General features: G+C 72.3%; 20 protein-coding genes and 1 riboswitch. Of the genes, 7 read left to right on the plus strand and 13 right to left on the minus strand.

The window, feature by feature from the left end; all coding sequences use genetic code 11:
- Positions 1-331 precede the first annotated feature (331 nt).
- Positions 332-505, plus strand: coding sequence for a hypothetical protein (locus QC283_RS29140; RefSeq protein ID WP_279564697.1), 174 nt, complete (start codon positions 332-334; stop codon positions 503-505).
- A gap of 326 nt (positions 506-831) precedes the next feature.
- Here the strand turns inward: QC283_RS29140 and QC283_RS29145 are convergent, their stop codons facing one another.
- Positions 832-1,650 (minus strand): inositol monophosphatase family protein, encoded by an 819-nt coding sequence (locus QC283_RS29145; protein ID WP_279564698.1) that lies wholly within the window; start codon positions 1,648-1,650, stop codon positions 832-834.
- A gap of 8 nt (positions 1,651-1,658) precedes the next feature.
- The gene (locus tag QC283_RS29150; RefSeq protein WP_279564699.1) at positions 1,659-2,786 is read right to left on the minus strand and encodes a ferrochelatase; all 1,128 of its coding nucleotides are present in this window, start codon (positions 2,784-2,786) and stop codon (positions 1,659-1,661) included.
- A 163-nt stretch (positions 2,787-2,949) separates the two neighbouring features.
- On the opposite strand from QC283_RS29150, the gene QC283_RS29155 reads away from it, so the two are divergent.
- Together QC283_RS29155 and QC283_RS29160 are read left to right on the plus strand one after the other, a co-directional pair.
- Positions 2,950-4,206 carry an MFS transporter gene (locus QC283_RS29155; RefSeq protein WP_279564700.1) on the plus strand — a complete coding sequence of 419 codons (1,257 nt, stop codon included), beginning with the start codon at positions 2,950-2,952 and terminating at the stop codon, positions 4,204-4,206.
- Positions 4,148-5,494 carry a D-arabinono-1,4-lactone oxidase gene (locus QC283_RS29160; RefSeq protein WP_279564701.1) on the plus strand — a complete coding sequence of 449 codons (1,347 nt, stop codon included), beginning with the start codon at positions 4,148-4,150 and terminating at the stop codon, positions 5,492-5,494. The genes QC283_RS29155 and QC283_RS29160 overlap by 59 nt, the downstream gene beginning before the upstream one ends.
- Here QC283_RS29160 and QC283_RS29165 read toward each other — a convergent pair.
- Positions 5,418-6,269: a hypothetical protein gene (locus tag QC283_RS29165; RefSeq protein WP_279564702.1), complete on the minus strand. Its 852-nt coding sequence runs from the start codon at positions 6,267-6,269 to the stop codon at positions 5,418-5,420. The genes QC283_RS29160 and QC283_RS29165 overlap by 77 nt on opposite strands.
- A gap of 477 nt (positions 6,270-6,746) precedes the next feature.
- Between QC283_RS29165 and sepH the strand changes: the two genes are divergently transcribed.
- Entirely contained in the window at positions 6,747-7,805 is a 1,059-nt protein-coding gene (gene sepH, locus QC283_RS29170; RefSeq protein WP_279564703.1) for a septation protein SepH, read from the plus strand.
- 83 nt (positions 7,806-7,888) lie between these two features.
- On the opposite strand, the gene QC283_RS29175 is transcribed toward sepH, so the two are convergent.
- The gene (locus tag QC283_RS29175) at positions 7,889-8,758 is read right to left on the minus strand and encodes a sulfurtransferase (protein WP_279564704.1); all 870 of its coding nucleotides are present in this window, start codon (positions 8,756-8,758) and stop codon (positions 7,889-7,891) included.
- Between the two features lie 266 nt (positions 8,759-9,024).
- Between QC283_RS29175 and QC283_RS29180 the strand changes: the two genes are divergently transcribed.
- The gene (locus tag QC283_RS29180; RefSeq protein ID WP_279564705.1) at positions 9,025-9,828 is read left to right on the plus strand and encodes a VOC family protein; all 804 of its coding nucleotides are present in this window, start codon (positions 9,025-9,027) and stop codon (positions 9,826-9,828) included.
- An 89-nt stretch (positions 9,829-9,917) separates the two neighbouring features.
- Here QC283_RS29180 and QC283_RS29185 read toward each other — a convergent pair whose 3' ends face one another.
- The 4 genes from QC283_RS29185 to QC283_RS29200 form a co-directional block, all read right to left on the minus strand.
- Positions 9,918-10,568: a thymidine kinase gene (locus tag QC283_RS29185; protein ID WP_279564706.1), complete on the minus strand. Its 651-nt coding sequence runs from the start codon at positions 10,566-10,568 to the stop codon at positions 9,918-9,920.
- Positions 10,569-10,633: 65 nt separating this feature from the next.
- On the minus strand, positions 10,634-11,827 hold the full coding sequence (locus QC283_RS29190; RefSeq protein WP_279564707.1) for an alkaline phosphatase family protein: 1,194 nt from the start codon (positions 11,825-11,827) through the stop codon (positions 10,634-10,636).
- Positions 11,827-12,423 carry a DUF5998 family protein gene (locus QC283_RS29195; protein WP_279564781.1) on the minus strand — a complete coding sequence of 199 codons (597 nt, stop codon included), beginning with the start codon at positions 12,421-12,423 and terminating at the stop codon, positions 11,827-11,829. Before QC283_RS29195 ends, QC283_RS29190 begins: the two co-directional genes overlap by 1 nt.
- A gap of 62 nt (positions 12,424-12,485) precedes the next feature.
- Positions 12,486-15,785 carry a bifunctional GNAT family N-acetyltransferase/acetate--CoA ligase family protein gene (locus QC283_RS29200; RefSeq protein WP_279564708.1) on the minus strand — a complete coding sequence of 1,100 codons (3,300 nt, stop codon included), beginning with the start codon at positions 15,783-15,785 and terminating at the stop codon, positions 12,486-12,488.
- A gap of 198 nt (positions 15,786-15,983) precedes the next feature.
- Between QC283_RS29200 and QC283_RS29205 the strand changes: the two genes are divergently transcribed.
- Positions 15,984-16,265, plus strand: a complete 282-nt coding sequence (locus QC283_RS29205) for an HPr family phosphocarrier protein (RefSeq protein WP_053138275.1) — start codon at positions 15,984-15,986, stop codon at positions 16,263-16,265.
- Between the two features lie 148 nt (positions 16,266-16,413).
- Here the strand turns inward: QC283_RS29205 and QC283_RS29210 are convergent, their stop codons facing one another.
- From QC283_RS29210 to QC283_RS29225, 4 genes are all read right to left on the minus strand, one after another.
- Positions 16,414-17,115: a GntR family transcriptional regulator gene (locus tag QC283_RS29210; protein ID WP_279564709.1), complete on the minus strand. Its 702-nt coding sequence runs from the start codon at positions 17,113-17,115 to the stop codon at positions 16,414-16,416.
- A gap of 198 nt (positions 17,116-17,313) precedes the next feature.
- A complete protein-coding gene (locus QC283_RS29215; protein ID WP_279564710.1) occupies positions 17,314-18,078 on the minus strand; it encodes a M23 family metallopeptidase in 765 nt (254 codons plus the stop codon).
- Between the two features lie 12 nt (positions 18,079-18,090).
- Positions 18,091-18,255, minus strand: a riboswitch (cyclic di-AMP (ydaO/yuaA leader).
- Positions 18,256-18,446: 191 nt separating this feature from the next.
- Complete coding sequence (locus tag QC283_RS29220; protein WP_279564711.1) at positions 18,447-19,835, minus strand: M16 family metallopeptidase; 1,389 nt, start codon at positions 19,833-19,835, stop codon at positions 18,447-18,449.
- The gene (locus tag QC283_RS29225; protein WP_279564712.1) at positions 19,832-21,202 is read right to left on the minus strand and encodes a M16 family metallopeptidase; all 1,371 of its coding nucleotides are present in this window, start codon (positions 21,200-21,202) and stop codon (positions 19,832-19,834) included. The genes QC283_RS29220 and QC283_RS29225 overlap by 4 nt, the downstream gene beginning before the upstream one ends.
- Before the next feature lie 344 nt (positions 21,203-21,546).
- Here QC283_RS29225 and QC283_RS29230 point away from each other — a divergent pair, with 344 nt between their 5' ends.
- Positions 21,547-24,003, plus strand: coding sequence for a DNA gyrase/topoisomerase IV subunit A (locus tag QC283_RS29230; RefSeq protein ID WP_279564713.1), 2,457 nt, complete (start codon positions 21,547-21,549; stop codon positions 24,001-24,003).
- Here the strand turns inward: QC283_RS29230 and QC283_RS29235 are convergent.
- The gene (locus tag QC283_RS29235; protein WP_279564714.1) at positions 24,000-25,091 is read right to left on the minus strand and encodes a CobW family GTP-binding protein; all 1,092 of its coding nucleotides are present in this window, start codon (positions 25,089-25,091) and stop codon (positions 24,000-24,002) included. The two genes, QC283_RS29230 and QC283_RS29235, sit on opposite strands and share 4 nt — an antisense overlap.
- Positions 25,092-25,276: the final 185 nt, after the last annotated feature.

The raw sequence follows: 25,276 nt of genomic DNA on the forward strand, positions 1-25,276 counted from the left end.
ACGGCCCTCGGCTTCCCGCGTCGGCCGGCCGGCGTGGGAAGGGCGGGCCGGGAAGGGCGGCGGAATCGGGAATGCGAGATTTTCTCGCGCGGTTGAGGTTTCCGCGGAGGGGAGCGGGGGGAGGACGGCTTTACATCCCGCGATCACGCTCTGCCCGTACCGCGTCACCGCGCGGTACGCCGCGGTCCGCTTCCGCAGAGCGGGCGTGGGTGTCCGGCACCGCCGCCGCCCGGCAGGGCAGCGCCGGGCACTCCACCGGAGACGTGATCGTCCCTTCCGAACGGCACACCCCCGTGCCATCGACCCACGACCCAGGACGAGGGGGCGCAGCATGGACGCTTTCACCGCAGGACTTCTGCAGCGCATAAAGACGACCGAGTCCGACCTGTCCCGGGCCCGCGACGAGGGGGACGAGTTCCTCGTCGAGGTGGAGCTGGGAGAGCTCGACGACCTGCGCCGTCTCGCTGCCGAGCACGGTGTGGAGGTCGGCGCTACCAGCGTCTGATTCGGCCCGTGAGCGACAAGGCCCCGGCGGGATCCAGCGCCGGGGCCTTGTCGTGCGGGTTGCCGTCCGGCGGTGAGCGTCAGCGGCCTTCCGCCACGACGAGGAACGACCGCCGCCCTGTCGCGGGCCGGCGGGGGAACGTCAGCCGCTTCCACGCTACGGCCGGCCGCGCCGCACGGGCGGACGCGGCAGTGCGTGCCCGGACGCGGCAGGGCACGCCCGGCGGGTCGTCGCGCAAGGCCGGATTGCCCGAGTGCCGGAATTCCGCACCCGCGCTGACCGGACGCCATCGCCCCCTGCGACGGCGCCCGGTCAGCCGGGCAGGGCTACGCGCCGAAGTCCGTCAGGAGCCGCTGGAGGGGCTCGAAGACCTCCGGGGTGGCCGCGATCGTCAGGTCGCCGGACGGGCGCTCACCGGGGCGTCCACCGGTCACCGCGCCCGCCTCCCGGGCGATCAGGTCACCCGCCGCGAGGTCCCAGGGATGCAGTCCGCCCTCGTAGTAGCCGTCGAGGCGTCCCGCGGCCACGTCGCACAGGTCGATCGCGGCCGAGCCGCCGCGCCGGATGTCGCGCACCAGCGGGATGAGCCGCCGCGCGATGTCGGCCTGCTCGGCACGGACGTCGGCGACGTAGTTGAAGCCGGTGGAGACCAGTGCCTGGTCCAGCGGCGCCGCGGGCCGGCAGGTGAGCCTGCGTTCGCCGTCCCAGGCTCCCGTCGCCCAGGCTCCGCCGCCCAGCACCGCGTGGTACGACTCACCCCGCATGGGGGCCACGACCGCCCCGGCCACCCGCTCGCCGTCCTGCTCGGCGGCGATGGAGACCGCCCAGGTGGGCAGCCCGTACAGGTAGTTGACCGTGCCGTCGAGCGGGTCGATGACCCAGCGGACGCCGCTGGTGCCCTCGGTGACCGAGCCTTCCTCACCGAGGAAGCCGTCGTCCGGGCGGCGTTCGGCGATCAGGCCGGTGATCAGCTTCTCCGCCGCGATGTCCATCTCGGTGACCACGTCGATCGGACTGGACTTGGTGGCGGCGACCGCCAGGTCGGCCGGGCGGCCGTCGCGCAACAGCTCTCCCGCGCGGTGGGCGGCCTCCTGGGCGATCCTCAGCAGCTCGGCATGGAGGGGGTCGGGCGTCACGTCGGTCACGGGGCTCCTCACGCGTAGGGGCTGTCGGCGCCCGCGGCGGCGGGTCGCGGGGTGCGGGCGGGGCAGCAGCCGACCGGGCACAGGTTGTGGCTCGCGCCCAGCGCGCCGAGGGCGCACGGCGCGACTTCCTGCCCGCGCTCGTCCCCGGCCCGCTCCAGGACGAGGTCGCGGACCGCGGCGGCGAAGCGCGGGTCGGCCCCGACGGTGGCCGAGCGGCGTACCGGCAGCCCCAGTTCCTCCGCCTTGGCCCTGGCCTCCGTGTCGAGGTCGTACAGGACCTCCATGTGGTCGGAGACGAAGCCGATGGGGGCCATCACCACGGCGGGGACGCCGGCCGCGTGGCGCTCCTCCAGGTGGTCGCAGATGTCGGGCTCCAGCCACGGGGTGTGCGGGGCGCCGGAGCGGGACTGGTAGACGAGCTGCCAGGGGTGGTCGACGCCGGTGCGCTCGCGGACGGCGTCGGCGATCACCTGCGCCACGTCCAGGTGCTGGCGTACGTACGCGCCGCCGTCACCGTGCTCCTCGACCGGGCCGGAGGTGTCCGCGGCGGAGGTGGGGATCGAGTGGGTGCAGAAGGCGATGTGGGCGCCGTCCCGCACCTCTTCGGGCAGCTCGGCGAGGGACCGGACGACCCCGTCGACCATGGGCTCGACGAAGCCCGGGTGGTTGAAGTAGTGCCGCAGCTTGTCGATCTTCGGCAGGTCCAGTCCCTCGGTCTCCAGGGCGGCGAGCGCGTCCGCGAGGTTCTCGCGGTACTGGCGGCAGCCCGAGTACGAGGCGTAGGCGCTGGTGGCGAGGACGAGGATGCGGCGGCGTCCGTCGCGGACCATCTCGCGCAGGGTGTCCGTCAGGTACGGCGCCCAGTTGCGGTTGCCCCAGTAGACCGGCAGGTCCAGGCCGTGCTCGGCGAAGTCCTTGCGGAGGGCGTCCAGCAGGGCGCGGTTCTGGTCGTTGATGGGGCTGACCCCGTCGAAGAGGAAGTAGTGCCGGCCGACTTCCTTGAGGCGTTCCTTGGGGATGCCGCGTCCGCGGGTCACGTTCTCCAGGAACGGGACCACGTCGTCCGGGCCCTCCGGGCCGCCGAACGAGAGCAGGAGCAGGGCGTCGTAGGGGCTGACATCGAGCACGTCTGGCATGTCTCGATCCTGCCACCCGCCACTGACAGCGGGAAAACGGTGGGCGCCGACGGTGCGTTCCGCCAGGTCCGCGGGGGTGTTTCCGGGCTGTCCGACGAGTAATCTGTATCGACTGTGTTCGGACCTTACCGAGCACTCCACTGAGCCGTTCCCGGAGACCGCGTTGCCCAGCCCCTACCGTGCCCTGTTCGCCGCCCCCGGCTCCAAGGCCTTCTCCACCGCGGGCTTCCTCGGCCGGATGCCGCTGTCGATGATGGGCATCGGCGTGGTGACGATGATCTCGCAGCTCACCGGCCGGTACGGCCTGGCCGGCGCCCTGTCGGCCACCATCGCGCTCGCCGCCGCCGTGGCCGGACCGCAGGTCTCCCGTCTGGTGGACCGGTACGGCCAGCGACGCGTACTGCGCCCGGCGACCCTCGTGTCGCTCTCCGCGGCGGCCGTGCTGCTGCCGGCCGCGCACTACGGGTGGCCGGACTGGGTGCTGTTCGTGGCCTGCGTCGGCATCGGCTGCGTGCCGAGTCTCGGCGCGATGGTCCGGGCCCGATGGGCGGCCCTGTACCGGGGCACACCGCAGCTGCACACCGCGTACTCCTTCGAGTCCGTGGTGGACGAGATCTGCTTCATCTTCGGGCCGATCATCTCCATCGGTCTGTCCACGGCCTGGTTCCCGGAGGCCGGGCCGCTGCTCGCCGCCTGCTTCCTGGCGACGGGCGTCTTCTGGCTGACCGCGCAGCACGCCACCGAACCGGAGCCGCATCCGCGCGAGCACAAGGGCGGCGGCAGTCCGCTGCGCTCACGAGGGCTTCAGGTCCTGGTCGTCACGTTCGTGGCGACGGGGGCGATCTTCGGGGCCATCGACGTGGTGACCGTGGCCTTCGCCGAGGAGGAGGGGCACAAGGCCGCCGCCAGCCTCGTGCTCGCCCTGTACGCGGCGGGCTCGTGCACGGCGGCCATGGTCTTCGGGCTGCTGCGCTTCGCCGGGCCGCCGGAACGCCGCTGGCTGCTGGGCGTCTGTGCGATGGGCGTGAGTATGATCCCCCTCCTACTGGTCGGAAACCTGCTGTTTCTGGCCGCGGCGCTGTTCGTTGCGGGTCTGGCCATCGCTCCCACGATGATCACGACGATGTCCCTCATCGAAGAGCACGTACCGCGCACGCAGCTCACCGAGGGCATGACCTGGGTGAGCACCGGCCTCGCGGTCGGGGTCGCGCTCGGCTCCTCCGCGGGCGGCTGGGTGATCGACGCCTCCGGGGCGCGTGCGGGGTACTGGGTTCCGGCGGTCGCCGGGGCCGTCGCGGTCGTGGTCGGTTTCCTCGGGTACCGCCGGCTCAAGCGGCCGGATCCGCGTCGGGGAGGGACCGTTGAGCAGCACACGTACGGCGAGCGGGAAGACGAGCGGGAAGAACGGCACATGGCGTAACTGGGGCGGCAACGTCCGCGCGCGCCCCACCCGGGAGGTCGCTCCCGCCTCCGTGGAGGAACTGGCCGAGGTCGTTCGCGCGGCGGCCGGGGAAGGTCTGCCGGTCAAGGCCGTCGGCACCGGGCACTCCTTCACGTCCATAGCCGCGACGGACGGAGTGCTGATACGTCCTCACCTGCTGACCGGCATCCGCGCCATCGACCGCGACGCCATGACGGTCACGGTCGAGGCCGGCACACCGCTCAGGAGGCTCAACCTGGCCCTCGCGCGCGAGGGCCTGTCGCTGACGAACATGGGCGACATCATGGAGCAGACCGTCGCCGGAGCCACCAGCACCGGCACCCACGGCACGGGCCGCGACTCGGCCTCGGTCGCCGCCCAGATCCGGGGCCTGGAGATGGTCACCGCGGACGGCTCGGTCCTGACCTGTTCCGAGCGGGGGACCGACGAGGAGCGCGCCGTCTTCGCCGCGGCCCGGATCGGTCTGGGCGCGCTGGGCATCGTCACCGCGATCACCTTCGCCGTGGAGCCGATCTTCCTGCTCACGGCCCGCGAGGAACCGATGCCGTTCGAGCGCGTCCTCGCCGAGTTCGACGAACTGTGGACCGAGAACGAGCACTTCGAGTTCTACTGGTTCCCTCACACCGGCAGCACCAACACCAAGCGCAACAACCGCAGCGCCGGCCCCGAGCAGCCGGTGGGGCGGCTCCAGGGCTGGTTCGAGGACGAGTTCCTGTCCAACGGGGTCTTCCAGGCGGCCAACCTGGTCGGCCGCGCGGCGCCCGCCGCCATCCCCTCGATCGCGCGGATCTCCAGCAAGGCACTGTCCGCGCGGACGTACACGGACACCCCCTACAAGGTCTTCACATCTCCGCGCCGAGTGCGGTTCGTGGAGATGGAGTACGCCGTTCCGCGCGAGGCCGTCGTCGAGACGCTGCGCGAGCTGAGGGCGATGCTCGACCGCTCCCGGCTCCGGATCAGCTTCCCCGTGGAGGTGCGCACGGCCCCGGCCGACGACATCACGCTGTCCACGGCCTCGGGCCGCGACAGCGCCTACATCGCCGTCCACATGTTCCGTGGCACGCCCTACCAGGCGTACTTCACCGCCGCCGAGCGCGTCTTCACGGCGCACGGGGGGCGGCCGCACTGGGGCAAGATCCACACCCGGGACGCCGAGTACTTCTCCCGGGTGTATCCGCGCTTCGGCGAGTTCACGGCGCTGCGGGACCGTCTTGACCCTGATCGCCTGTTCCGGAACGACTACTTGCGCCGGGTTCTGGGGCCGTAGCCGAGTCGTCGGGGGCCGGGCTCGTGGCATCGCCGGAGCCCTCCTCCTCCCCGCCGGCGTCAGGGGTGGGCGTCGGGCTGGACGCCGTACCGCCGTCCTCCTCGGAGGTGCCGTCCGACGGCGTGCTGTCGCCGGTCCCGCTCGGGGCCCCGGACGGGGTGGCCGCCGGGTCGTCGCCGGAGCCGGAGTCCCCCGAGTCACCCGGCCCGCCGGATTCCCGGGAATCCCCGGAGTCCTTGGACCTGTCCGAGCCGCCGGAACCGCCCGACTCCCCCGGGTCCTTGGACGAGGACTCGTCGTGACCGGAGAAGGCACTGCCGACGGTGGTGCTGTGACCGCCGCCCAGACTCTCGCCGGCGGCGACCTCGTACGCGGTGATCCCGGCCATGGTGACGCCGAAGACGAGGGCCGCGGCGACCACCGGGCGCTTCCAGCCCGTGGTCCGCGCGCGGTAGACGGTGCCCTCGGTGAACTCACCCGGGCCCGCCGCCGTGCGCCCGCCGGCCCCCACGGCGCCGACGGTGCGCTTCACCCGGAGCTGCTCGCCGGTGCGCTTGAAGAAGTGCTGGAAGACGGAGCCTCCGCAGGTGGCGATGACACTGATCAGGCCGGCCCCGAGGATCGTGCCGTACACGCCGAAGGAGGAGGCGAGTTTGGCCGCCACCACCGCCGCCAGGGCGCTGCCCGCGACCTGGGGCACGTTCAGGTCGATCCGCTTGGACTTCACCTCCGTACGCACATCCGCCTCGCCTGCGTCATCGGGCTTTTCGCGCATCCCCGGACCTTGCCTGTCTTTCCCGTACGTGATCGATCAACTGCACGAGAAAGGGACGTGCGGACGAAACCATTAGTTCCGTTTCTGGTGATTCCGTGAAGTACGCCACGCCCAAGATCGCGGAAACCGCGCCAGGAACGGCCGAGCACCCCTCCAGCCGAAAGTCGGGCGGCGCGGCGATCCACGCACATGGCCCGAATGGAGTACTGTTGCGAGCCCTGGGTCCGGTCTCCCGACAGGGGGTTCAGGTCCAGGACCATGAAGGACCGCCGGGAGGGGGCTAGTTGCGCAGGGTGACGGAGTTGGTCACTCAACGTTGCAAATGGGTAACCGTGCCATAACGGCGATCCAGTGCCCGAGCCCGACACGCCGGGTAACTCGGCAAGGTTGTGGCAGGCTGCACCCGGGCAGGTCACACTCGACAGAGCGGAAGCAGCGACGCACGTGACGTCGGCAGGCACCACCCGGGAGGTCCCCATGCCCGAACTGCGTGTCGTGGCCGTCTCGAATGACGGCACACGGCTGGTGCTCAAGGCTGCGGACAGCACGGAGTACACGCTTCCGATCGACGAGCGGCTCCGGGCCGCCGTGCGCGGCGACCGTCCCCGCCTCGGCCAGATCGAGATCGAGGTGGAGAGTCATCTCCGCCCCCGCGACATCCAGGCACGTATACGAGCCGGCGCGACCGCGGAAGAGGTCGCCCAGATGGCCGGCATCCCCGTCGACCGCGTACGGCGCTTCGAGGGGCCCGTGCTGGCCGAGCGCGCCTTCATGGCGGAGCGGGCCCGCAAGACCCCCGTCCGCCGTCCCGGCGAGAATTCCGGGCCGCCCCTCGGCGAGGCCGTCCAGGAGCGGCTGCTGCTGCGCGGCGCCGACAAGGACACCGCCCAGTGGGACTCGTGGCGCCGCGACGACGGCACCTGGGAGGTCCTGCTGGTCTACCTGGTCGCGGGCGAACCGCACTCGGCGAGCTGGACGTACGACCCGCCGCGGCGGCTCGTCCAGGCCGTCGACGAGGAGGCACGCGCGCTGATCGGCGAGTCCGACGACCTCGCCGCGCCCGAGCCCAGCTTCCCGTTCGTCCCGCGCATCGCCCGGCTGCCGCGCGACCGGCCGCTGGACCGCACCCTCGACCGGGAGCAGCGGGAGCGCCCGAGCCTGCCTCCGCCGCCGGCCGAGCCGGACGAGGAGACCGCGGTCACCGCCTCGGCCGAACGCGAACGCGACTCGCTCACCAGCCTGCTGGAGGCGGTGCCGAGCTTCCGCGGCGACCTGGTGGTACCCGAGCGCGCTCCGGAACCGGTGGAGGAGCCTGTCGAGGAGCCCGAGGTGGAGGAGCCTCCGGCCCCCGCGGCATCGGCCGGCTCCGCCTACGCCGACGTGCTCATGCCGCGCTCCGTGGCCAGCCACCGCGACCGCCTCACCGGCTCCACCGACCGCCAGGCCGAGGCCGACGGCGTCCGCCCGGGCCGCCGGGCGGCGGTGCCGAGCTGGGACGAGATCGTGTTCGGGACACGGCGGAAGAAGCAGGAGTAGGCAGCGTTCGACGCGTGAGAGGGGGACCGCGCCCATGCGGGTGCGGTCCCCCCTCTCGTACGCCGGGCCTGCTGGAGGCCGTTCTACTGCGGGTCGGGCCCCATCGCGACCGGTCGGCCCGGATCCGACGACCACTCCGACCACGAACCCACGTACAGCGCGGCCGGAATGCCCGCGACCGCCAGTGCCAGCACCTCGTGGGCGCCCGACACGCCCGAGCCGCAGTACACGCCGACCTCACCGTCCTCCCCGGCCCCCAAGCCCTTGAAGCGCGCCCGGAGCTCTTCGGCGGGCAGGAAGCGGCCGTCCGCCGCCACGTTGTCCGTCGTCGGCGCGGACACGGCGCCCGGGATGTGACCGCCGACCCGGTCGATCGGCTCCACCTCGCCCCGGTACCGCTCCCCCGCGCGGGCGTCGAGCAGCAGCCCGGACCGGGCCAGCGCGGCGGCTCCGTCCGCGTCGAGCATCCCCGCCGGGCCCGTCGCGCCCAGTGCGCCCGGCTCCGGCGCGAAGTCGCCCTCCGCGGGGACGGGGACGTCCGTCGACAGCGGCGCCTCCCAGGCCGGCAACCCGCCGTCGAGGACTCGCACGTTCGGGTGACCCGTCCAGCGCAGCAGCCACCAGGCGCGGGCCGCCGCCCACCCCTGTCCGCCGTCGTACACGACGACCGGACGGCCGGACGACACGCCCGCCCGGCGCATCGCCGCTCCGAACTCCTCCACGTCGGGCAGCGGATGCCGGCCGCGTCCGCCGGGAGCGGAGGCGAGTTCCCTGTCCAGGTCCACGAAGACGGCGCCGGGAAGGTGCCCGGCCGTGTACTCGGCCCGGCCGTCGAACGGCGCGGCGCCGGCCGCCGCGGCCGTGCTCAACTGCCAGCGGACGTCGAGCAGGACCGGCGGGTTCGCGCCCGCCAGTTCGTTCGCGAGTTCGGGTGCGGAGATGATGGCGTTCATGGCCCCATCCTGGCGTACCGAGTGGCCGCCGCGCCGATGTCGGGCTACTCTGCCCGCCGGACAGTACCGATCACGAGGCGTACGGGTTCGGGCACATGCTGTACCACCCGGGCAGCCGGGCTGCCCCTCGGGCGCGCCCGAAGCACGCGGCACCAGGTCCGGTGCCGCCATCGGCGCGAAGGTCCGTCAGCGCGGAATCCGCGAGAGCGGACCCGTCAGAGCGGAAGCGGACGCACGGCCCGCGGAGGGCCGAGAAGAGAGTGACGATGACCGACGCACGGGGGTCGGCCGGCCGGGACGACGAGACGAACGCCCTGCGCACACCCGGCACACCCTGCTGGGTGAGTCTGATGGTGCACGGGCCGGCCGCGACCCAGGAGTTCTACGGAGCACTGTTCGGCTGGGAGTTCCAGCCCGGTCCGCGGCAGTTGGGCCCCTATGCGCGGGCGCTGCTCGACGGCCGTGAGGTGGCGGGTATCGGCCAACTGCCCCCGGACCGGCACCTGCCCCTCGCCTGGACGCCCTACTTCGCCTCCGACGACGTCGACCGGACGGCCGAAACGGTACGCCTGTGCGGGGGCACGATCGGTGTCGGCCCGCTGGACGCGGGCGAGGCCGGCCGCCTGGCCATCGGTTCCGACCCGTCGGGCGCCGTCTTCGGCATCTGGCAGGCGGCGGCCCACCTCGGCACGGCCGTCACCGGCGTGCCCGGCACACCGGCGTGGAACGAGCTGCTGACGTACGAGTCGGCGAGCGTCGCCAAGTTCTACGAGACCGTGTTCGGCTTCGAGTCGGACCCGGAGGTCTCCGCCGACTTCGACTACGTGACCCTGCTCGTCGACGGCCGCCCCGTCGCCGGTGTGCACGGCGTCGGAGGGGCCCTGCCCCGCGACCGGGGGCCGCACTGGATGACGTACTTCGAGGTGGCGGACGCGGAGGAGTCCGTGGAGCGCCTCGAAGATCTGGGCGGGCATGTCCTCGAGCCGGTCCGGGACACCGCGCACGGCCGGGTGGCCAGGGCTGCGGATCCGGAGGGGGCGCGGTTGTCGCTGCTGCAGCGCCCACGCTGACGCGCGGCTCGGGTGACGGCCCGGTACCCGCGGTGCCGAGGCCGCCCGCTCGGTGTCCGGCTGGTCGCCCGGGGCCGCGCGGTTCCCGGTCAGTCCGACGTCACCGGCAGCACATCCGGCGACAACGCCGCCGCCTTCGCCGAAGCGCTCGTCATCCGCCTTCGGTGATGGCGCCGGCACAGCACCTCGTAGCCGATCTCGTCCGCCGACCAGGTCACGTCGCCGACGACCACCTGGGCGCCCTCGACGACCATGACACCGCCCACGGTGCGGGCGTTGTGCGTGGCGCGGGCGCCGCACCAGCACAGGGCCTCGACCTGGAGCACCTCGACGCGGTCGGCGAGTTCGACCAGCCGCTGGGAGCCGGGGAACAGCTTCGAGCGGAAGTCGGTGGTGATACCGAAGGCGTAGACGTCGATGTTCAGATCGTCGACGACGCGCGCGAGCTGGTCGATCTGGTCGGGGACCAGGAACTGCGCCTCGTCCGCGATCACGTAGTCCGCGCGTCCGCCCTGCGAGAGGTGGTCGACGAGGTAGGCGTACAGGTCCTGGCCGTCCCCGACCTCCACCGCGTCGGTGACGAGACCGAGGCGTGAGGAGAGCTTGCCCTCGCCCGCGCGGTCGTCGCGGGTGAAGATCATGCCGGCCAGACCGCGTGCCGAACGGTTGTGCTCGATCTGGAGAGCCAGTGTCGACTTCCCGCAGTCCATTGTTCCGGAGAAGAACACCAGCTCGGGCATGAGGGGTTGAGCACCTTTCGGCAGGAAGGTCGGGTTTCGCGGAGGGTCGGGAACGTACTTCGAGGTCAGGAACGTACTTCGAGCAGGGGGACGAGCTGCTCGGCAGGGGTCATCGAGCCGTGGTTGCCGACCATCGACGACTCCTTCGGTTCGCGCTCGGAGGCGATGAGCAGGACGTCGTCCCGCGCGGCGGCGATCACGTCGCCGATGCGGTCGTACACCCGGTCGTCGATGCGGGGGCCGAACCAGCCCGCCTCGATCGCCTCGTCCCGCGAGGCCACCCAGAACTGCTCGCCGAGCACCTCGCGCCAGCAGGTCAGTACGTCGGTGTGCGCGCCGGGGACGGCGTACACGTGCCGGGCGCGGCCCTCGCCGCCGAGGAGGGCGACGCCCGCCTTCAGCTCCCAGTCCTCGTCGAAGTCGATGCGGTGGTCCTCGTCGAAGGGCACGTCGATCATGCCGTGGTCGGCGGTGACGTACAGGGCGCTGCGCGGCGGCAGCTGCTCGGCGAGGCGCTGGACGAGCCGGTCGACGTGTCCGAGCTGGCCGCGCCAGGTGTCGGAGTCGACGCCGAAGCGGTGGCCGGCGCCGTCGACCTCGGCGTAGTAGGTGTAGACGAGGGCGCGGTCGGCGCCCGCCAGCTGCTCGGCGGCGCAGTCCATGCGGTCCTCGCCGGACAGCCGTCCGTGGAAGGCGCCGCCGCTGAGCGCCACCTTGGTCAGCGGGGTGTTCGCGAAGGTCGGGGAGGTGACCTGCGCGGCGCGCACGCCCGCCTCGTGGGCGAGCTGGAAGACGGTGGGGTACGGCTGCCAGGGGCCCGGCGCGGTCCACGGCTGCCAGCGCAGCTGGTTCATCAGCGCGCCGGTGGCGGGATCGCGCACGGTGTATCCGGGCAGGCCGTGGGCGCCCGGCGGCAGGCCGGTGCCGACGGAGGCGAGGGAGGTCGCGGTGGTCGCCGGGTAGCCGGCGGTGATCGGGCGTCCGGTGCCGCCTCGTGAGGTGTCCAGCAGCGAGCTCAGGAAGGGGGCGTCCTCCGGGTGCGCACGCAGCTGCTCCCAGCCGAGGCCGTCGATCAGGAACACGCAGTTCCGGTCGGCGGGGGTCAGCTCCGTGATCCCGGCGGTCATGCCGGGGACACCGAGGCCGGCGGCCAGCGTGGGCAGCAGGTCGGCGAGCGAGCCGGTGCCGTACTCGGGAACGGGGGCGGAGTCGACGGGGAGAGGTTCCGGGTCGGTGTCCCAGGCGGTGTGCTGCACCATCAGCGTGCGGAGTCCGCGGTCGCCTCGGAGAGGGCCTGCGCGAAGGCGAGCGCCTGGCGCACCGTCTCCGGGCCGTCGCCGGCCTCGCTGACGCGCAGGCTGAGGTCGTCGGCCGTCGAGCTGCCCGTGTAGCCGTGGTCGGCCTCGCAGTTGGGGTCGCCGCAGGCGGCCGGCTCCAGGTCGAGCCGGGAGACGGCACCCCAGCCGATGGTCAGCACGATCTCGCGGGGCAGCGTGCCCGGCTTGTACTGCTCCGGGTTTGCGACCACGCGGCTGACGACGATGGACGAGATCCGGCCGAGCTTGACGGACTCCGTGGACGTCGTCGCGTACGGCGTCGGGGAGGTGTCGTCGGCGGTCTGCTCGTCGGTGTGGCTGACGATGAAGCGGTTGCCGGTGAGCACCAGCACGGTCACGTGCCGCCGCACCTCGTTCTGGTCGAACGTCGTCTCCTGATGGACCACGTACGACCGGACGGGCTCGCCGCCCACGGCGGCCTCCACCGCCTCGGCCACGAGGGCCGGGTAGTAGCCGCTGCGCTCGATCGCCGCTCGCAGCCCCTGGGTCGTCGTACTGGTCTTGGCCATGCCGTCCATCCTACGGGGGCGCACCGACTGCGAGGCACGCTCGTGCGGGACCCGTCCCGGGCGGTGGGCGGTCAGTACGCCGGCAGGGTCCGCGGGCCGAGGTCGTCCCTGGCGGGAGGAGGCGCGAGTCGGACGGTGGCGCCGAGGACGCTCAGGCCGCGCGGGGCCACGACGACCGGTTCGAGGGTGACCGCGACGACCTCGGGATGGTCGTCCACCAGCCGGGAGACCCGCAGCAGCAACTCCTGCAGCGCTGCGCTGTCGACCGGGGCCGAGCCTCGCCAGCCGAAGAGGAGGGGCGCGGTGCGGATGGAACGGATGAGAGAGGTGGCGTCGCGGTCGGTGACCGGGATGAGCCGGTGTGCCATGTCGCCGAGCAGTTGCGTGGCCGCCCCGGCCAGCCCGAAGGAGAGCACCGCGCCGGCCGCCGGGTCGATGACCGCGCGTACGACCGTGTCGACGCCGCGCGGGGCCATGCCCTGCACCACCGGGCGCAGCTCCTCGGGCTTCCCGAACAGCTCGGTCAACTCGGCGTAGGCCCGCCGCAGCTGCTCCTCGTCCGCGAGGTCCAGGCGTACCCCGCCCAGGTCGGCGCGGTGGCGCAGGTGCGGGGCGGTGGCCTTGAGGGCGACGGGGTAGCCGATGGTCCGCGCGGCGGCGACGGCGTCGTCGGGGGCCGGGGCGGGCAGGGCGCGGTGGACGTGGATGCCGTACCTGCCGAGCAGGTCGCAGGTCTCCTGGGTGCCGAGGGTGAGCCCCTGCCCGCGCGCGAGGTGTCCGGCGATCAGCTCGGCGGCGCTCTTCTCGTCGATGTCCTCGTACTCCGGCACCTTGCCGGGGTCGGCGGCGTCGCGGCGCCACTGGGCGTAGGCGACGGCTTGGGCGAGGGCGCGGACGGCACGTTCGGCGGCGGGGTAGGCGGGGATGAGTCGGGCGCCTTCGGGAGCCGCCGCGGGTCCGGCCGGTCCGGCGCCGGAGGGTCCGCCGGGTCCAGCGCCGGACGACCCGCCGGATGGTCCGGCGGGTCCGGATGGTCCGGCGGATCCGGCGGGAGTCCGCTGTGCGGGGCCGGCCGGCTGGGCGGCACCTGCCGCGGCGGGCGGGGACGTCCGGGCTCCGGTGGTCGGGGGCGCCTGCGGCTCTGGGGGCGGCAGCGCCTGAGACTCCGCGGGCGAAGCCGCCCGGGGCTCTCGGGGCGCGGCCGATCGGGGCTCCGGGGGCGGGCCGGACTGGGGCTCCGTGGGCAGGCCGGGCCGGGACTCGGTGGGCGGGCCGGGCCGGGACTCGACGGGCAGGCCGGACCGGGACTCGGTGGGCAGGCCGGACCGGGACTCGACGGGCGGACCGGACCGGGACTCCGTGGGCAGGCCGGACCGGGACTCCGTGGGCAGGCCGGACCGGGACTCGACGGGCGGACCGGACCGGGGCTCCGTGGGCAGGCCGGGCCGGGACTCGGCGGGTGGGCCGGACCACGGCTCGGCGGGCGGTGTCGCCTGCGGTGCCGTGCTCGCCGCCGCGGACAGGGCTTCCGCCAGGCCGCCCAGCTCCACGTGGACCACGAGGACCGGCTTGGCGGGCACCGCGGCCGCCGCCGAGCGAAGAGCCTTGGCCAGCGCCGCGTCTCCCGCCGACCCCTCCCCCACCGTCGGGATGGCGGTCACCACCACCGCGTCGCACGTGTCGTCGGCCAGGGCCCGGGACAGAGCCCGGTGGAAGTCGTCCGCCGAGGCAGCCGTGGTCAGGTCCAGGGGAGGGTGCGGCCGCAACCCCTCGGAGAGGCAGGCGTCGTACGTCAGCAGGCCCAGGGACTCCGAGTTGCCCAGGATCGCCACCCTCGGGCCGGCGGGCAGCGGCTGGCGTGCGAGCAGCAGGCCCGCGTCGACCAGGTCCGTGATCGTGTCGACCCGGATCACGCCCGCCTGCCTCAGCAGCGCGGAGACCGTCGCGTGCGGCAGTCGCGTCGCCCGTACGGCGTGCCCCTGGGGGGTCACGCCGCCGTGCCGGGCTCCCTGCACCACGACCAGCGGCTTGGCGGCCGCCGTCCGCCTGGCCAGGCGGGTGAACTTGCGTGGGTTGCCGATGGACTCCAGGTACATCAGCGCCACGTCCGTCTCCGGGTCGTCGTACCAGTACTGGAGGACGTCGTTGCCGGAGACGTCGGCCCGGTTGCCGGAGGAGACGAAGGTCGACACACCGGTGACGCCGGTGACTCCCCCGCCGCGCCGGTGCAGCCGGGAGAGCAGGGCGATGCCGATGGCGCCGGACTGGGCGAACAGACCGATCCGGCCCGGACGCGGCATCTCGGGGGCGAGGGAGGCGTTGAGCCGCACTCCCGGTGAGGTGTTGATGATCCCGAAGGCGTTGGGTCCGATGATCCGCATGCCGTACGTACGCGCTTGCCGCACGAGTGCGCGCTGGCGTTCGCGTCCCTCGGGGCCGCTGTCGGCGTATCCGGCGGAGATGACCACCAGTCCCTGCACGCCGTGCTCCCCGCATTCGGTGACGACCTCGGGGACGTGCTCGGCGGGCACGGTGACGACGGCGAGGTCGACGGGCCCGTCGATGTCGCGCACCGAGCGGCACGCGGGCACCCCGTCGAGTTCCGTCCCGTGCTCGGGGAAGGCCTTGTTCACGGCGTACAGCGGGCCCGTGTAGCCCGCGTCCCGGATGTTGCCGAGGATGCTGCGGCCCACGCCTCCCGGTGTGCGGCCGGTGCCGATGACCGCCACCGACCCGGGCTGCAGCAGCCGCTGAACGGAACGCGCCTCCGCGCGGTGCTCGCGCGCGTACTGCACGGCGAGCGAGCGGTCGGTGGGTTCGAGGTCGAACTCCAGGCGGACCACGCCGTCCTCGAAGCTCCGCTTCTGGGTGTACCCGGCGTCCATGAACACCTTGATCATCTTGGTGTTGGCGGGCAGCACCTCGGCGGCGAAGCGGCGGATGCCGCGCTCGCGGGCGACGGCGGCGATGTGTTCCAGCAGCGCGGAGGCGACGCCGCGCCCCTGGTGGGCGTCCTGGACGAGGAAGGCGACCTCGGCCTCGTCGGCCGGTGCCGAGGCGGGCGTTCCGCCGGCGCCGATCCGGTCGTAGCGTACGGTGGCGATGAACTCGCCGCCGATGGTGGCCGCGAGTCCCACCCGGTCCACAAAGTCGTGGTGCGTGAAGCGGTGGACGTCCTTGGCGGACAGGCGAGGGTACGGCGCGAAGAAGCGGTAGTACTTCGACTCGTCGGAGACCTGCTCGTAGAAGCTGACCAGGCGCTCGGCGTCATCAACGGTGATGGGGCGGACGCGCGCGGTGCCGCCGTCGCGCAGCACCACGTCGGCCTCCCAGTGGGCGGGGTACTCGTGCCGGTCCGACGAGGTCTGCATGGGCCCCAGAGTACGGCTCGCGTACGACAGCGGCGCGGGGCAGTCTGTGGGGACGGAAGGTCGGGCCGAGGCCGCGGTCCGACCACCACACGGAACGGCGCACAGCCGTCCGGGCATGCTTCACGATGTGGGAAACTGGTCTAGACAAGACTGGTCTAGACAACCTGAAACCCCTGATCACCTGAAGGGCAGCATCACATGGCTGAGCGCCGCGTCAACGTCGGCTGGGCCGAGGGTCTCCACGCCCGCCCCGCCTCCATCTTCGTCCGAGCCGCCACGGCCACAGGCGTCCCGGTGACGATCGCCAAGGCCGACGGTTCCCCCGTCAACGCGGCCTCCATGCTGGCCGTCCTCGGCCTCGGCGCCCAGGGCGGCGAGGAGATCGTCCTCGCCTCCGACGCCGAGGGCGCGGACGCCGCCCTGGAGCGGCTGGCGAAGCTGGTCTCCGAGGGGCTCGAGGAGCTTCCCGAGACCGTCTGACGGACAGCAGCACCGAAAGGCCCGCCCGGGACCGCCGGGCGGGCCTTTCTTTTTCCCCGTTCCGCTTCTTTCCTTATTTGCGTTCCTTGTTTGCGAGCAGCAGAAAAAGAGGCCCCCTATTGCCAGTCCTAGGTATACGACACCCGTGTTAATGCCGCAGGCTCGGCGTGTTTACGGGACGTTGCGAATTCCTCACACGCTCCGTTCGTTCGCCGCCGCCGCCGGAGGCGAATCTCAGGCGGTGCCCCGGCTTCGACCGCTCCGTGTGCAGCGTCATGAGCGCCCGCGCGCGCTCGGCGTCGCCCCGGGCCACCGCGTCGACGACCGCGCCGTGCTCCGCCCAGCACTCCACCGGTCCGGCCGGCGCGTCCACGACGTACATCCAGGCGATCTTGTGACGCAACTGGGTCAGGAGCGCCGTCAGCGAGGGGCTGCCGGCGGCCTGGGCGAGGGTGTCGTGGAACCAGCCGCCCAGGGAGCGCAGGTCATCGCTGTTGCCGTGCCTGGCGCGCTCCTGCCCGAGCCTGACCAGCCCGCGCAGCACTTTGAGGTGTGCGTCGGTGCGGCGCCGGGCGGCCCGGGAGGCACCGAGGGGTTCGAGGAGCGTGCGGGTCTCCAGCAGGTCGGCGGCCTCCTGTTCGGTGGGTTCCGCGACGCACGCGCCCGCGTGCCGCCGGGTCACCACGAAACCCTCGGCCTCCAGCGTGCGCAGGGCCTCGCGGACCGGGACGCGGGAGACTCCGTGACGGCGGGCGAGGAGCTCCTCGGTGAGCCGGCTGCCGCGCCCGTGGACGCCGGCGACGATGTCGTCCCGGATCGCCGTGCACACCGAGTGCGCCGGAATACGCATATCCGACCTCCGCCTTGATCCCCGTGAAACGTCGACCATTGACACGTGTGCAGTGACTCTAGGTCAATCAAGCGGATATTCCGACGGCGGGGCGGATTTCATGAGCATTTTTTGGTCAGCGACGCCTCTGGATCGCGCACGGAAATGTGAATGCCCCGGCTCGTGAGCCGGGGCATTCACATACCGTACCGTCCGTCGTCAGAGGTTCACGCCGTGGGAGCGGAGATAGGCGACGGGGTCCAGGTCCGAGCCGTACTCGGGGCTCGTACGGGCCTCGAAGTGCAGGTGCGCCCCGGTGACGTTGCCGGTGGCGCCGGAGAGGCCGATCTGCTGGCCGGGGCCGACCGACTGGCCCACCGAGACGCCGATGGACGACAGGTGGCCGTACTGCGTGTACGTGCCGTCGTGCATCTTGATGACGACCTGGTTGCCGTACGCGCCGCCCCAGCCGGCCTCCACGACGGTGCCGACGCCGACCGCGTGCACGGACGTGCCACTGGCGGCGTGGAAGTCGATGCCGGTGTGGCTGCCGGAGGACCACAGGGAGCTGCCGGCCTGGTAGGCGGTGGAGACGTAGGAGGCGGTGATCGGCGAGACGAAGGTGTTGAGTCGCTCGCGCTCCGCCTCGCGCGCGGCGCGCTCCTTGGCCTCGCGCGCCTCCTCGGCCGCCTCGGCGGCCCGCTCGCGCGCCGCCTCCTGAGCCTCCTCGCGGGCGGCCGCGTGCAGGGCGGCCTGCTTCTGCGCGGTGGCCTGCGCGTCGATCTCGTCGGCTATGGAGTCGCCGATGGTGATGACCGGGGTGAGTCCGCTCTGCTCCGCCTCGGACTCGGCGGCGAGCGCCGGAGCCGCGAGGGTGCCGACGACGCCGGTGGTGGCGAGGGCCGCGACCCCTGCCGCGCGGGCGGTGGTGCGGTGCACCCGGCCGGTACGGCGGTGCTTCCCGGTGGCGCGCGTGAACGCCATGTAGAGGCTGGTCCTTTCCTTCCCTCTCGCCTACCGGGTTAGCTGACGGGTTCGGAGGTGGAAGGTCTCCTACGGACCCCCTCGCTGCGCGCGCGGGCGTCCGATTCACCCCAGGGACTGCGATGGGTCCCCGGCTCCCCTGGCTCGCGCCGTGGGGGGACTCGGCGATGACTGTCCGGTGCCGCGGGTGCGGCGCACTGCCTGACGAACAGCCCGGACGACGCTAAACGCGGCTGTCTTCAATCCTCAAACGCAACCGGCTTTTTGTAGCGCACGCCACAGGGCAGACGGGTGGTCACTCCCTCAATCCGGACAAACGTCGGCCCTGGTGACACTCCGGTCACCAGGGCCGACGCGCGCGGGTGCCGCTACTCGGCCGACACGACGGTGACTTCACCGATGCCGAGGGCCTCGACGGGCTCCTTGATCTGCGCCGCGTCACCGACGAGGACCGTCACCAGGCGGTCCACCGGGAAGGCGTTCACGACCGCCGCCGTGGCCTCCACTGTGCCGGTGGCGGCGAGTTGGCGGTAGAGGGTGGCCTGGTAGTCGTCGGGCAGGTGCTGCTCGACCTGGTCGGCCAGCGTGCTCGCCACGGCCGCCGCCGTCTCGTACTTCAGCGGCGCCACACCCACCAGGTTCTGCACGGCCACGTCGCGTTCGGCGTCGGTGAGTCCCTCCGCGGCGAGCTTGCGCAGCACCGTCCACAGGTCGTCCAGGGCCGGACCGGTGTTGGGGGTGTCCACCGAGCCGCTGATGGCGAGCATGGCGGCGCCCGTACCGTCGGGCGCGGAACGCAGGACCTGCCCGAACGCCCGTACGCCGTAGGTGTAGCCCTTCTCCTCGCGCAGGACTCGGTCCAGACGCGAGGTGAGGGTGCCGCCGAGGCAGTAGGTGCCGAGCACCTGAGCGGGCCACACGCGGTCGTGCCGGTCGGAGCCGGTGCGGCCGATCAGCAGCTGGGTCTGGACGGCGCCGGGACGGTCCACGATGACGACCCGGCCGCTGTCGTCGGCGGTCACCGGCGGCACGGGACGCGGCTCGGCGGCGGAACCGGTCCACGCGCCCAGCGTGTCGCCGAGCAGCGCGTCGAGGTCGACGCCGGTGAGGTCGCCGACGACCACGGCGGTGGCCGTGGCGGGCCGGACGTGCTTCTCGTAGAAGGCGCGTACGGCCGCGGAGTCGATGCTCGCGACCGTCTCCTCGGTGCCCTGGCGCGGGCGCGACATGCGCGTACCGGCCGGGAACAGCTCCTTGTAGAGCTCCTTGGCGGCGCGGCGGGCGGGGTTGGCCAGCTCGTGCGGGATCTCGTCGAGCCGGTTGCGGACCAGCCGTTCTACCTCGCCGTCCGCGAACGCGGGCGCCCTGAGGGCGTCGGCGACCAGGCCGAGGGCCTTGGCGAGGCGCGAGACGGGCACCTCCAGGCTCAGCCGGACGCCGGGGTGGTCGGCGTGCGCGTCGAGGGTGGCGCCACAGCGCTCCAGCTCGGCGGCGAACTCCTCGGCGGAGTGCTTGTCGGTGCCCTCGGAGAAGGCGCGCGCCATGATCGTGGCGAGGCCGTCGAGGCCGGCCGGCTCGGCGTCGAGGGGCGCGTCCAGATTGACCTCGACGGCGACGACCTGCTGGCCGGGACGGTGGCAGCGCAGCACGGTGAGGCCGTTGTCGAGGCTGCCGCGCTCGGGGGCCGGGAACGCCCACGGCTTGGGCTCGCCGGCCTGCGGCTGGGCGTGGAATTCCATGGTGGCGAGCTCGGTCACTTGGCCGCCTCCTCGTTCTCGTCGGTGGCGTCGTTCGCGACGTCGGCGTCGTTGTCGTCGGTGGGGGCGGTCGGCTCGTAGACGAGCACCGCGCGGTTGTCGGGGCGCAGGCGGGCCTTGGCGACCTCCTGGACCTCCTCGGCCGTCACCTCGAGCACCCGCTGCACGGCGGTGAGGGCGAGCTGCGGGTCGCCGAACAGGACGGCGTACCGGCACAGTTCGTCGGCGCGGCCCGCGACCGTGCCCAGGCGGTCCAGCCACTCGCGCTCCAACTGGGCCTGGGCGCGCTCCATCTCCTCGGCGGTGGGGCCCTCCTCGGCGAACCGGGCGAGCTCCTCGTCGATGGCGGACTCGATGACCGGCACCTCGACGTCACCGGACGTCTTCACGTCCAGCCAGCCCAGGGAGGGCGCTCCGGCCAGTCGCAGCAGGCCGAAACCGGCGGCGACGGCCGTGCGGTCGCGGCGTACGAGCCGGTTGTACAGGCGGGACGACTCACCGCCGCCCAGCACGGTGAGGGCCAGGTCGGCCGCGTCGCACGCGCGTGTGCCGTCCTCCGGCAGGCGGTAGGCCGCCATCAGGGCGCGGGCCGGGACCTCCTCCTCGACGACCTCGCGCAGCTCCCCGCCCATGACATCGGGCAGCGAGCCGTCCCGGGGGGCTTGCTTGCCGTCGTGCGAGGCGATGGAACCGAAGTACTTCTCGATCCAGGCGAGCGTCTGCTCGGGGTCGATGTCGCCGACGACCGACAGCACCGCGTTGTTCGGCGCGTAGTACGTGCGGAAGAACGCGCGCGCGTCCTCGAGCGTCGCCGCGTCCAGGTCGGCCATCGAACCGATCGGCGTGTGGTGGTAGGGGTGCCCCTCCGGGTAGGAGAGGGCGGTCAGCTTCTCGAACGCCGTGCCGTAGGGCACGTTGTCGTAGCGCTGGCGGCGCTCGTTCTTGACGACGTCCCGCTGGTTCTCCATCGACTCGTCGTCCAGCGCGGACAGCAGGGAGCCCATGCGGTCGGCCTCCAGCCAGAGGGCGAGCTCCAGCTGGTGGGTGGGCATGGTCTCGAAGTAGTTGGTGCGCTCGAAGCTGGTGGTGCCGTTGAGCGAGCCGCCCGCGCCCTGCACCAGCTCGAAGTGGCCGTTGCCCTTGACCTGGGCGGAGCCCTGGAACATGAGGTGCTCGAAAAGGTGAGCCAGGCCGGTACGCCCCTTGACCTCGTGGCGCGAGCCGACGTCGTACCAGAGGCACACCGCCGCGACCGGGGTCAGGTGGTCCTCGGAGAGCACCACGCGCAGGCCGTTGGCCAGGCGGTGCTCGGTCGCTGTCAGGCCGCCGGAGCCTGCCTGGGCTGTGGCCGTGTGACCCATGGGCATGTACGTCCCTTCGATCGCGAAATCCTTGTGGAATCACTGGGTGGAATCATTGGGCGGAACTGCGGGAATTCCGCCGATCCTGCCGATCCTGCCACTGTATGCAAGCGTGCGGGCCGCCGGTGGAGTTCCCGGTCCTCGTACGCCGAGAGCGAGAACCGGGTTGGCGGCCCGGGCGACCCGACCGGGGCGAGGGCTCGGGACCAGGGCTCTGGACGAGGGCGTACCCTGCGGGCAGCGCCGGGCCGGGCAGCCCGTGACGGGTCCTGGTCGGTCGCTGTCAGTGCCGCGGTCCACAATGGACCCCGTCAGTTCACCGTTCACGCTTCAGCAAGGAGCCGGCAGCGATGGCCCGCCGTAGTACGAAGACCCCGCCGCCCGACGACTCGTACGAGGAGAAGATCCTCGACGTCGACGTCGTCGACGAGATGCAGGGCTCCTTCCTCGAGTACGCGTACTCGGTCATCTACTCCCGTGCGCTGCCGGACGCCCGCGACGGCCTCAAGCCGGTGCACCGCCGCATCGTCTACCAGATGAACGAGATGGGCCTGCGGCCCGAGCGCGGCTACGTGAAGTGCGCCCGCGTCGTCGGCGAGGTCATGGGCAAGCTGCACCCGCACGGCGACGCGTCGATCTACGACGCCCTGGTGCGCATGGCCCAGTCGTTCTCGATGCGCGTCCCCCTGGTGGACGGCCACGGCAACTTCGGCTCCCTGGGCAACGACGACCCGCCGGCCGCCATGCGGTACACCGAGTGCCGGATGGCCGAGCCCGCCGGCCTGATGACGGAGTCCATCGACGAGGACACCGTCGACTTCGGCCCCAACTACGACGGCCAGGAGCAGGAGCCGGTGGCACTGCCCGCCGCCTTCCCGAACCTGCTGGTCAACGGCGCCTCAGGCATCGCGGTCGGCATGGCGACGAACATGCCCCCGCACAATCTGCGCGAGGTCATCGCGGCCGCCCGGCACCTGATCCGGCACCCGAACGCCGACCTCGAAGCCCTGATGAAGCACGTCCCTGGCCCCGACCTGCCCACCGGCGGCCGGATCGTCGGTCTGCCCGGCATCCGGGACGCCTACGAGACGGGCCGCGGCACCTTCAAGATCCGCGCGACCGTCGCCGTGGACACCGTGACGGCCCGCCGCAAGGGCCTCGTCGTGACCGAGCTGCCCTTCGCGGTCGGCCCGGAGAAGGTGATCGCCAAGATCAAGGACCTGGTCGGTTCGAAGAAGCTCCAGGGCATCGCCGACGTCAAGGACCTCACCGACCGCGAGCACGGACTGCGCCTGGTCATCGAGATCAAGAACGGCTTCGTGCCGGAGGCGGTCCTGGAGCAGCTCTACAAGCTGACGCCGATGGAGGAGTCCTTCGGCATCAACAACGTCGCCCTGGTGGACGGCCAGCCCCTCACCCTGGGCCTCAAGGAGCTGCTGGAGGTCTATCTCGACCACCGCTTCAACGTCGTACGGCGCCGCAGCGAGTACCGCCGCACCAAGCGACGTGACCGACTGCACCTGGTCGAGGGCCTGCTCACCGCCCTGGTCGACATCGACGAGGTCATCCGCCTCATCCGCTCCAGTGAGAACTCCGCACAGGCCAAGCAGCGCCTGATGGAGCGCTTCTCGCTGAGCGACATCCAGACCCAGTACATCCTGGACACGCCGCTGCGGCGGCTCACCAAGTTCGACCGCATCGAGCTGGAGTCCGAGAAGGACCGGCTGAACGCGGAGATCGAGGAGCTGACCCGGATCCTCGACTCGGACGCGGAGCTGCGCAAGCTGGTCTCGACCGAACTGGCCGCGGTGGCCAAGAAGTTCGGCACCGACCGTCGTACGGTCCTGCTGGAGTCGTCCGGTGCGCCGGTGGCCGCCGTGCCGCTCCAGGTGGCCGACGACCCGTGCCGGGTGCTGCTCTCCTCGACGGGCCTGCTGGCCCGCACCGCGAACGACGAGCCGCTCGTCCCGCAGGCGGGCGCCAAGCGCGTCAAGCACGACCTGATCGTCTCGGCGGTGCCGGCCACGGCCCGCGGCGAGGTGGGTGTGGTGACGTCCGCCGGACGTCTGCTGCGGGTGAACGTCGTGGACCTGCCCCAGCTCCCGGAGCCCCTGCCGACGCCGAATCTCGCGGGAGGGGCGCCGATCGCGGAGTTCGTGACCCTTCAGGACGACGAGACGGTCGTCTGCCTGACCACGCTGGACGAGTCCTCACCCGGCCTGGCGCTCGGTACGGAACAGGGTGTCGTCAAGCGTGTGGTGCCCGACTACCCCTCCCACAAGGACGAGTTGGAGGTCATCAGCCTCAGGGAGGGCGACCGGATCGTCGGCGGGGCCGAGCTGCGCACCGGCGACGAGGACCTGGTCTTCATCACGGACGACGCGCAACTGCTGCGCTACCAGGCCTCGCAGGTCCGCCCGCAGGGCCGTCCGGCGGGCGGTGTGGCGGGCGTCAAGCTCACCGACGGTGCGAAGGTCATCTCCTTCACGGCGGTGGACCCGGCCGCGGACGCGGTGGTCTTCACGATCGCCGGTTCGCGGGGCACGCTGGACGACTCCGTCCAGACCACGGCCAAGCTCACCCCGTTCGACCAGTACCCGCGCAAGGGCCGTGCCACGGGTGGTGTGCGCTGCCAGCGGTTCCTGAAGGGCGAGGACTGCCTGGCCTTCGCCTGGACCGGTCCCACTCCGGCGCTGGCCGCCCAGAAGAACGGCAGCCCTGCCCAGCTCCCGGACATCGACCCGCGCCGCGACGGCTCGGGCGTGTCGTTGCCGAAGACGGTGTCGGTGGTGGCGGGTCCGGCCTAGGCTGTCGGCGGCTCCTCGCCGTCCGGCTCCTCACCCTCGGGGCCCTCGGCCTCGGGGTCGGGTACGTAGCGCAGGACGCCCCACATGCCGTGCTCGTCGGCGTGTGGGGCGGTGTCCCCGCGGCACGCGTCGAGTTCCCTGCCGAGGGCCGGCGCGTCGATGCCGGATCCGATGAGGACGAGTTGCGTGCGGCGCGTGTCGGCGGGCGCCCAGGGCTCCGGGTAGAAGCGCAGGAAAGGGCCGACGGCGTGAACGGCGTATCGGTTCTGGGGGTCGTACGGGCCGAAGTCCACGTACCCCTTGATCCGGTACAGGCCCTCCGGCCTGCTGTCGAGGAACCTCATGAGCCGGCGAGGGTCCAGCGGGACGTCGGAGACGAACGACAGGGTGTCGTAGGCGGCGTGCAGGTGCCCGGCGTGTGCGCCGCCCCTCGAGTGGTCGTGCAGGTCGTCGAAGGACAACTGCCCCACGCGCTCCTCGCTCGGCCGGCAGTCGTAGAGGAACTCGGGGTCGACGCGGCCGTAGGTCGCGGGCACGACGGCGGCGCGGTCGCTGAGCGAGCGGACGAGGGCGAGCACGCGCTCGGCGTCCGGAACCCGGTCGGTCTTGTTGACCACGACCAGGTCGGCCAGCGCCAGGTGCCGGTCGATCTCGGGGTGTTTCTCCCGCGTGGCGTCGAACTCCGCGGCGTCGACGACCTCGACGAGTCCGCCGTAGACGACCGCGTGCTCCTCGCTCGCGAGAAGCATGCGCACGAGTTCCTGCGGCTCGGCGAGACCGCTGGCCTCGATGACGATGACGTCGATGCCCGCGTCGGGGCGGGCGAGCCGCTTCAGGTACCCGTCCAGTTCACTCGCGTCGACGGCACAGCAGAGGCATCCGTTGCCGAGGGAAACGGTGGAGTCGCCGAGTGCGCCGGCGACGGCCATGGCATCGATCTCGATCGAGCCGAAGTCGTTGACGATGGCGCCGATACGGCTGCCTCCGCTGCGGTGGAGGAGGTGGTTGAGGAGTGTGGTCTTTCCGGAGCCGAGGAATCCGGCCAGTACGACGACCGGGATCTGCTGCGGAATCGGGCGCTGCCCCACCGTGCGACCTCTCTCTCACCTACGCGTACGCCGGCCCGCGGCAGGACGTACACCCGCATACGGAATTGCCTGCTCAGGATACGAGTCGGTGCGGTCGACACGGAGTGAACGATTGTTAGCAGCGTTGGCGGGGCAGACGTTCGGGAAGGCGCCGGACCGTGCGACCCTCGCTTCCCTCCGTGCGC

Source organism: Streptomyces sp. DH41, assembly GCF_029813785.1.
Lineage (GTDB): Bacteria > Actinomycetota > Actinomycetes > Streptomycetales > Streptomycetaceae > Streptomyces.

Bases quoted from the DNA above. Each gene is read 5' to 3' on its own strand.
- QC283_RS29140 (WP_279564697.1), top strand. From the start codon at position 332: ATGGACGCTTTCACCGCAGGACTTCTGCAGCGCATAAAGACGACCGAG.
- QC283_RS29150 (WP_279564699.1), bottom strand. From the start codon at position 2,786: ATGCCAGACGTGCTCGATGTCAGCCCCTACGACGCCCTGCTCCTGCTC.
- QC283_RS29165 (WP_279564702.1), bottom strand. From the start codon at position 6,269: ATGCGCGAAAAGCCCGATGACGCAGGCGAGGCGGATGTGCGTACGGAG.
- sepH (WP_279564703.1), top strand. From the start codon at position 6,747: ATGCCCGAACTGCGTGTCGTGGCCGTCTCGAATGACGGCACACGGCTG.
- QC283_RS29175 (WP_279564704.1), bottom strand. From the start codon at position 8,758: ATGAACGCCATCATCTCCGCACCCGAACTCGCGAACGAACTGGCGGGC.
- QC283_RS29180 (WP_279564705.1), top strand. From the start codon at position 9,025: ATGACCGACGCACGGGGGTCGGCCGGCCGGGACGACGAGACGAACGCC.
- QC283_RS29185 (WP_279564706.1), bottom strand. From the start codon at position 10,568: ATGCCCGAGCTGGTGTTCTTCTCCGGAACAATGGACTGCGGGAAGTCG.
- QC283_RS29190 (WP_279564707.1), bottom strand. From the start codon at position 11,827: ATGGTGCAGCACACCGCCTGGGACACCGACCCGGAACCTCTCCCCGTC.
- QC283_RS29195 (WP_279564781.1), bottom strand. From the start codon at position 12,423: ATGGACGGCATGGCCAAGACCAGTACGACGACCCAGGGGCTGCGAGCG.
- QC283_RS29200 (WP_279564708.1), bottom strand. From the start codon at position 15,785: ATGCAGACCTCGTCGGACCGGCACGAGTACCCCGCCCACTGGGAGGCC.
- QC283_RS29205 (WP_053138275.1), top strand. From the start codon at position 15,984: ATGGCTGAGCGCCGCGTCAACGTCGGCTGGGCCGAGGGTCTCCACGCC.
- QC283_RS29210 (WP_279564709.1), bottom strand. From the start codon at position 17,115: ATGCGTATTCCGGCGCACTCGGTGTGCACGGCGATCCGGGACGACATC.
- QC283_RS29215 (WP_279564710.1), bottom strand. From the start codon at position 18,078: ATGGCGTTCACGCGCGCCACCGGGAAGCACCGCCGTACCGGCCGGGTG.
- QC283_RS29225 (WP_279564712.1), bottom strand. From the start codon at position 21,202: ATGCCCATGGGTCACACGGCCACAGCCCAGGCAGGCTCCGGCGGCCTG.
- QC283_RS29230 (WP_279564713.1), top strand. From the start codon at position 21,547: ATGGCCCGCCGTAGTACGAAGACCCCGCCGCCCGACGACTCGTACGAG.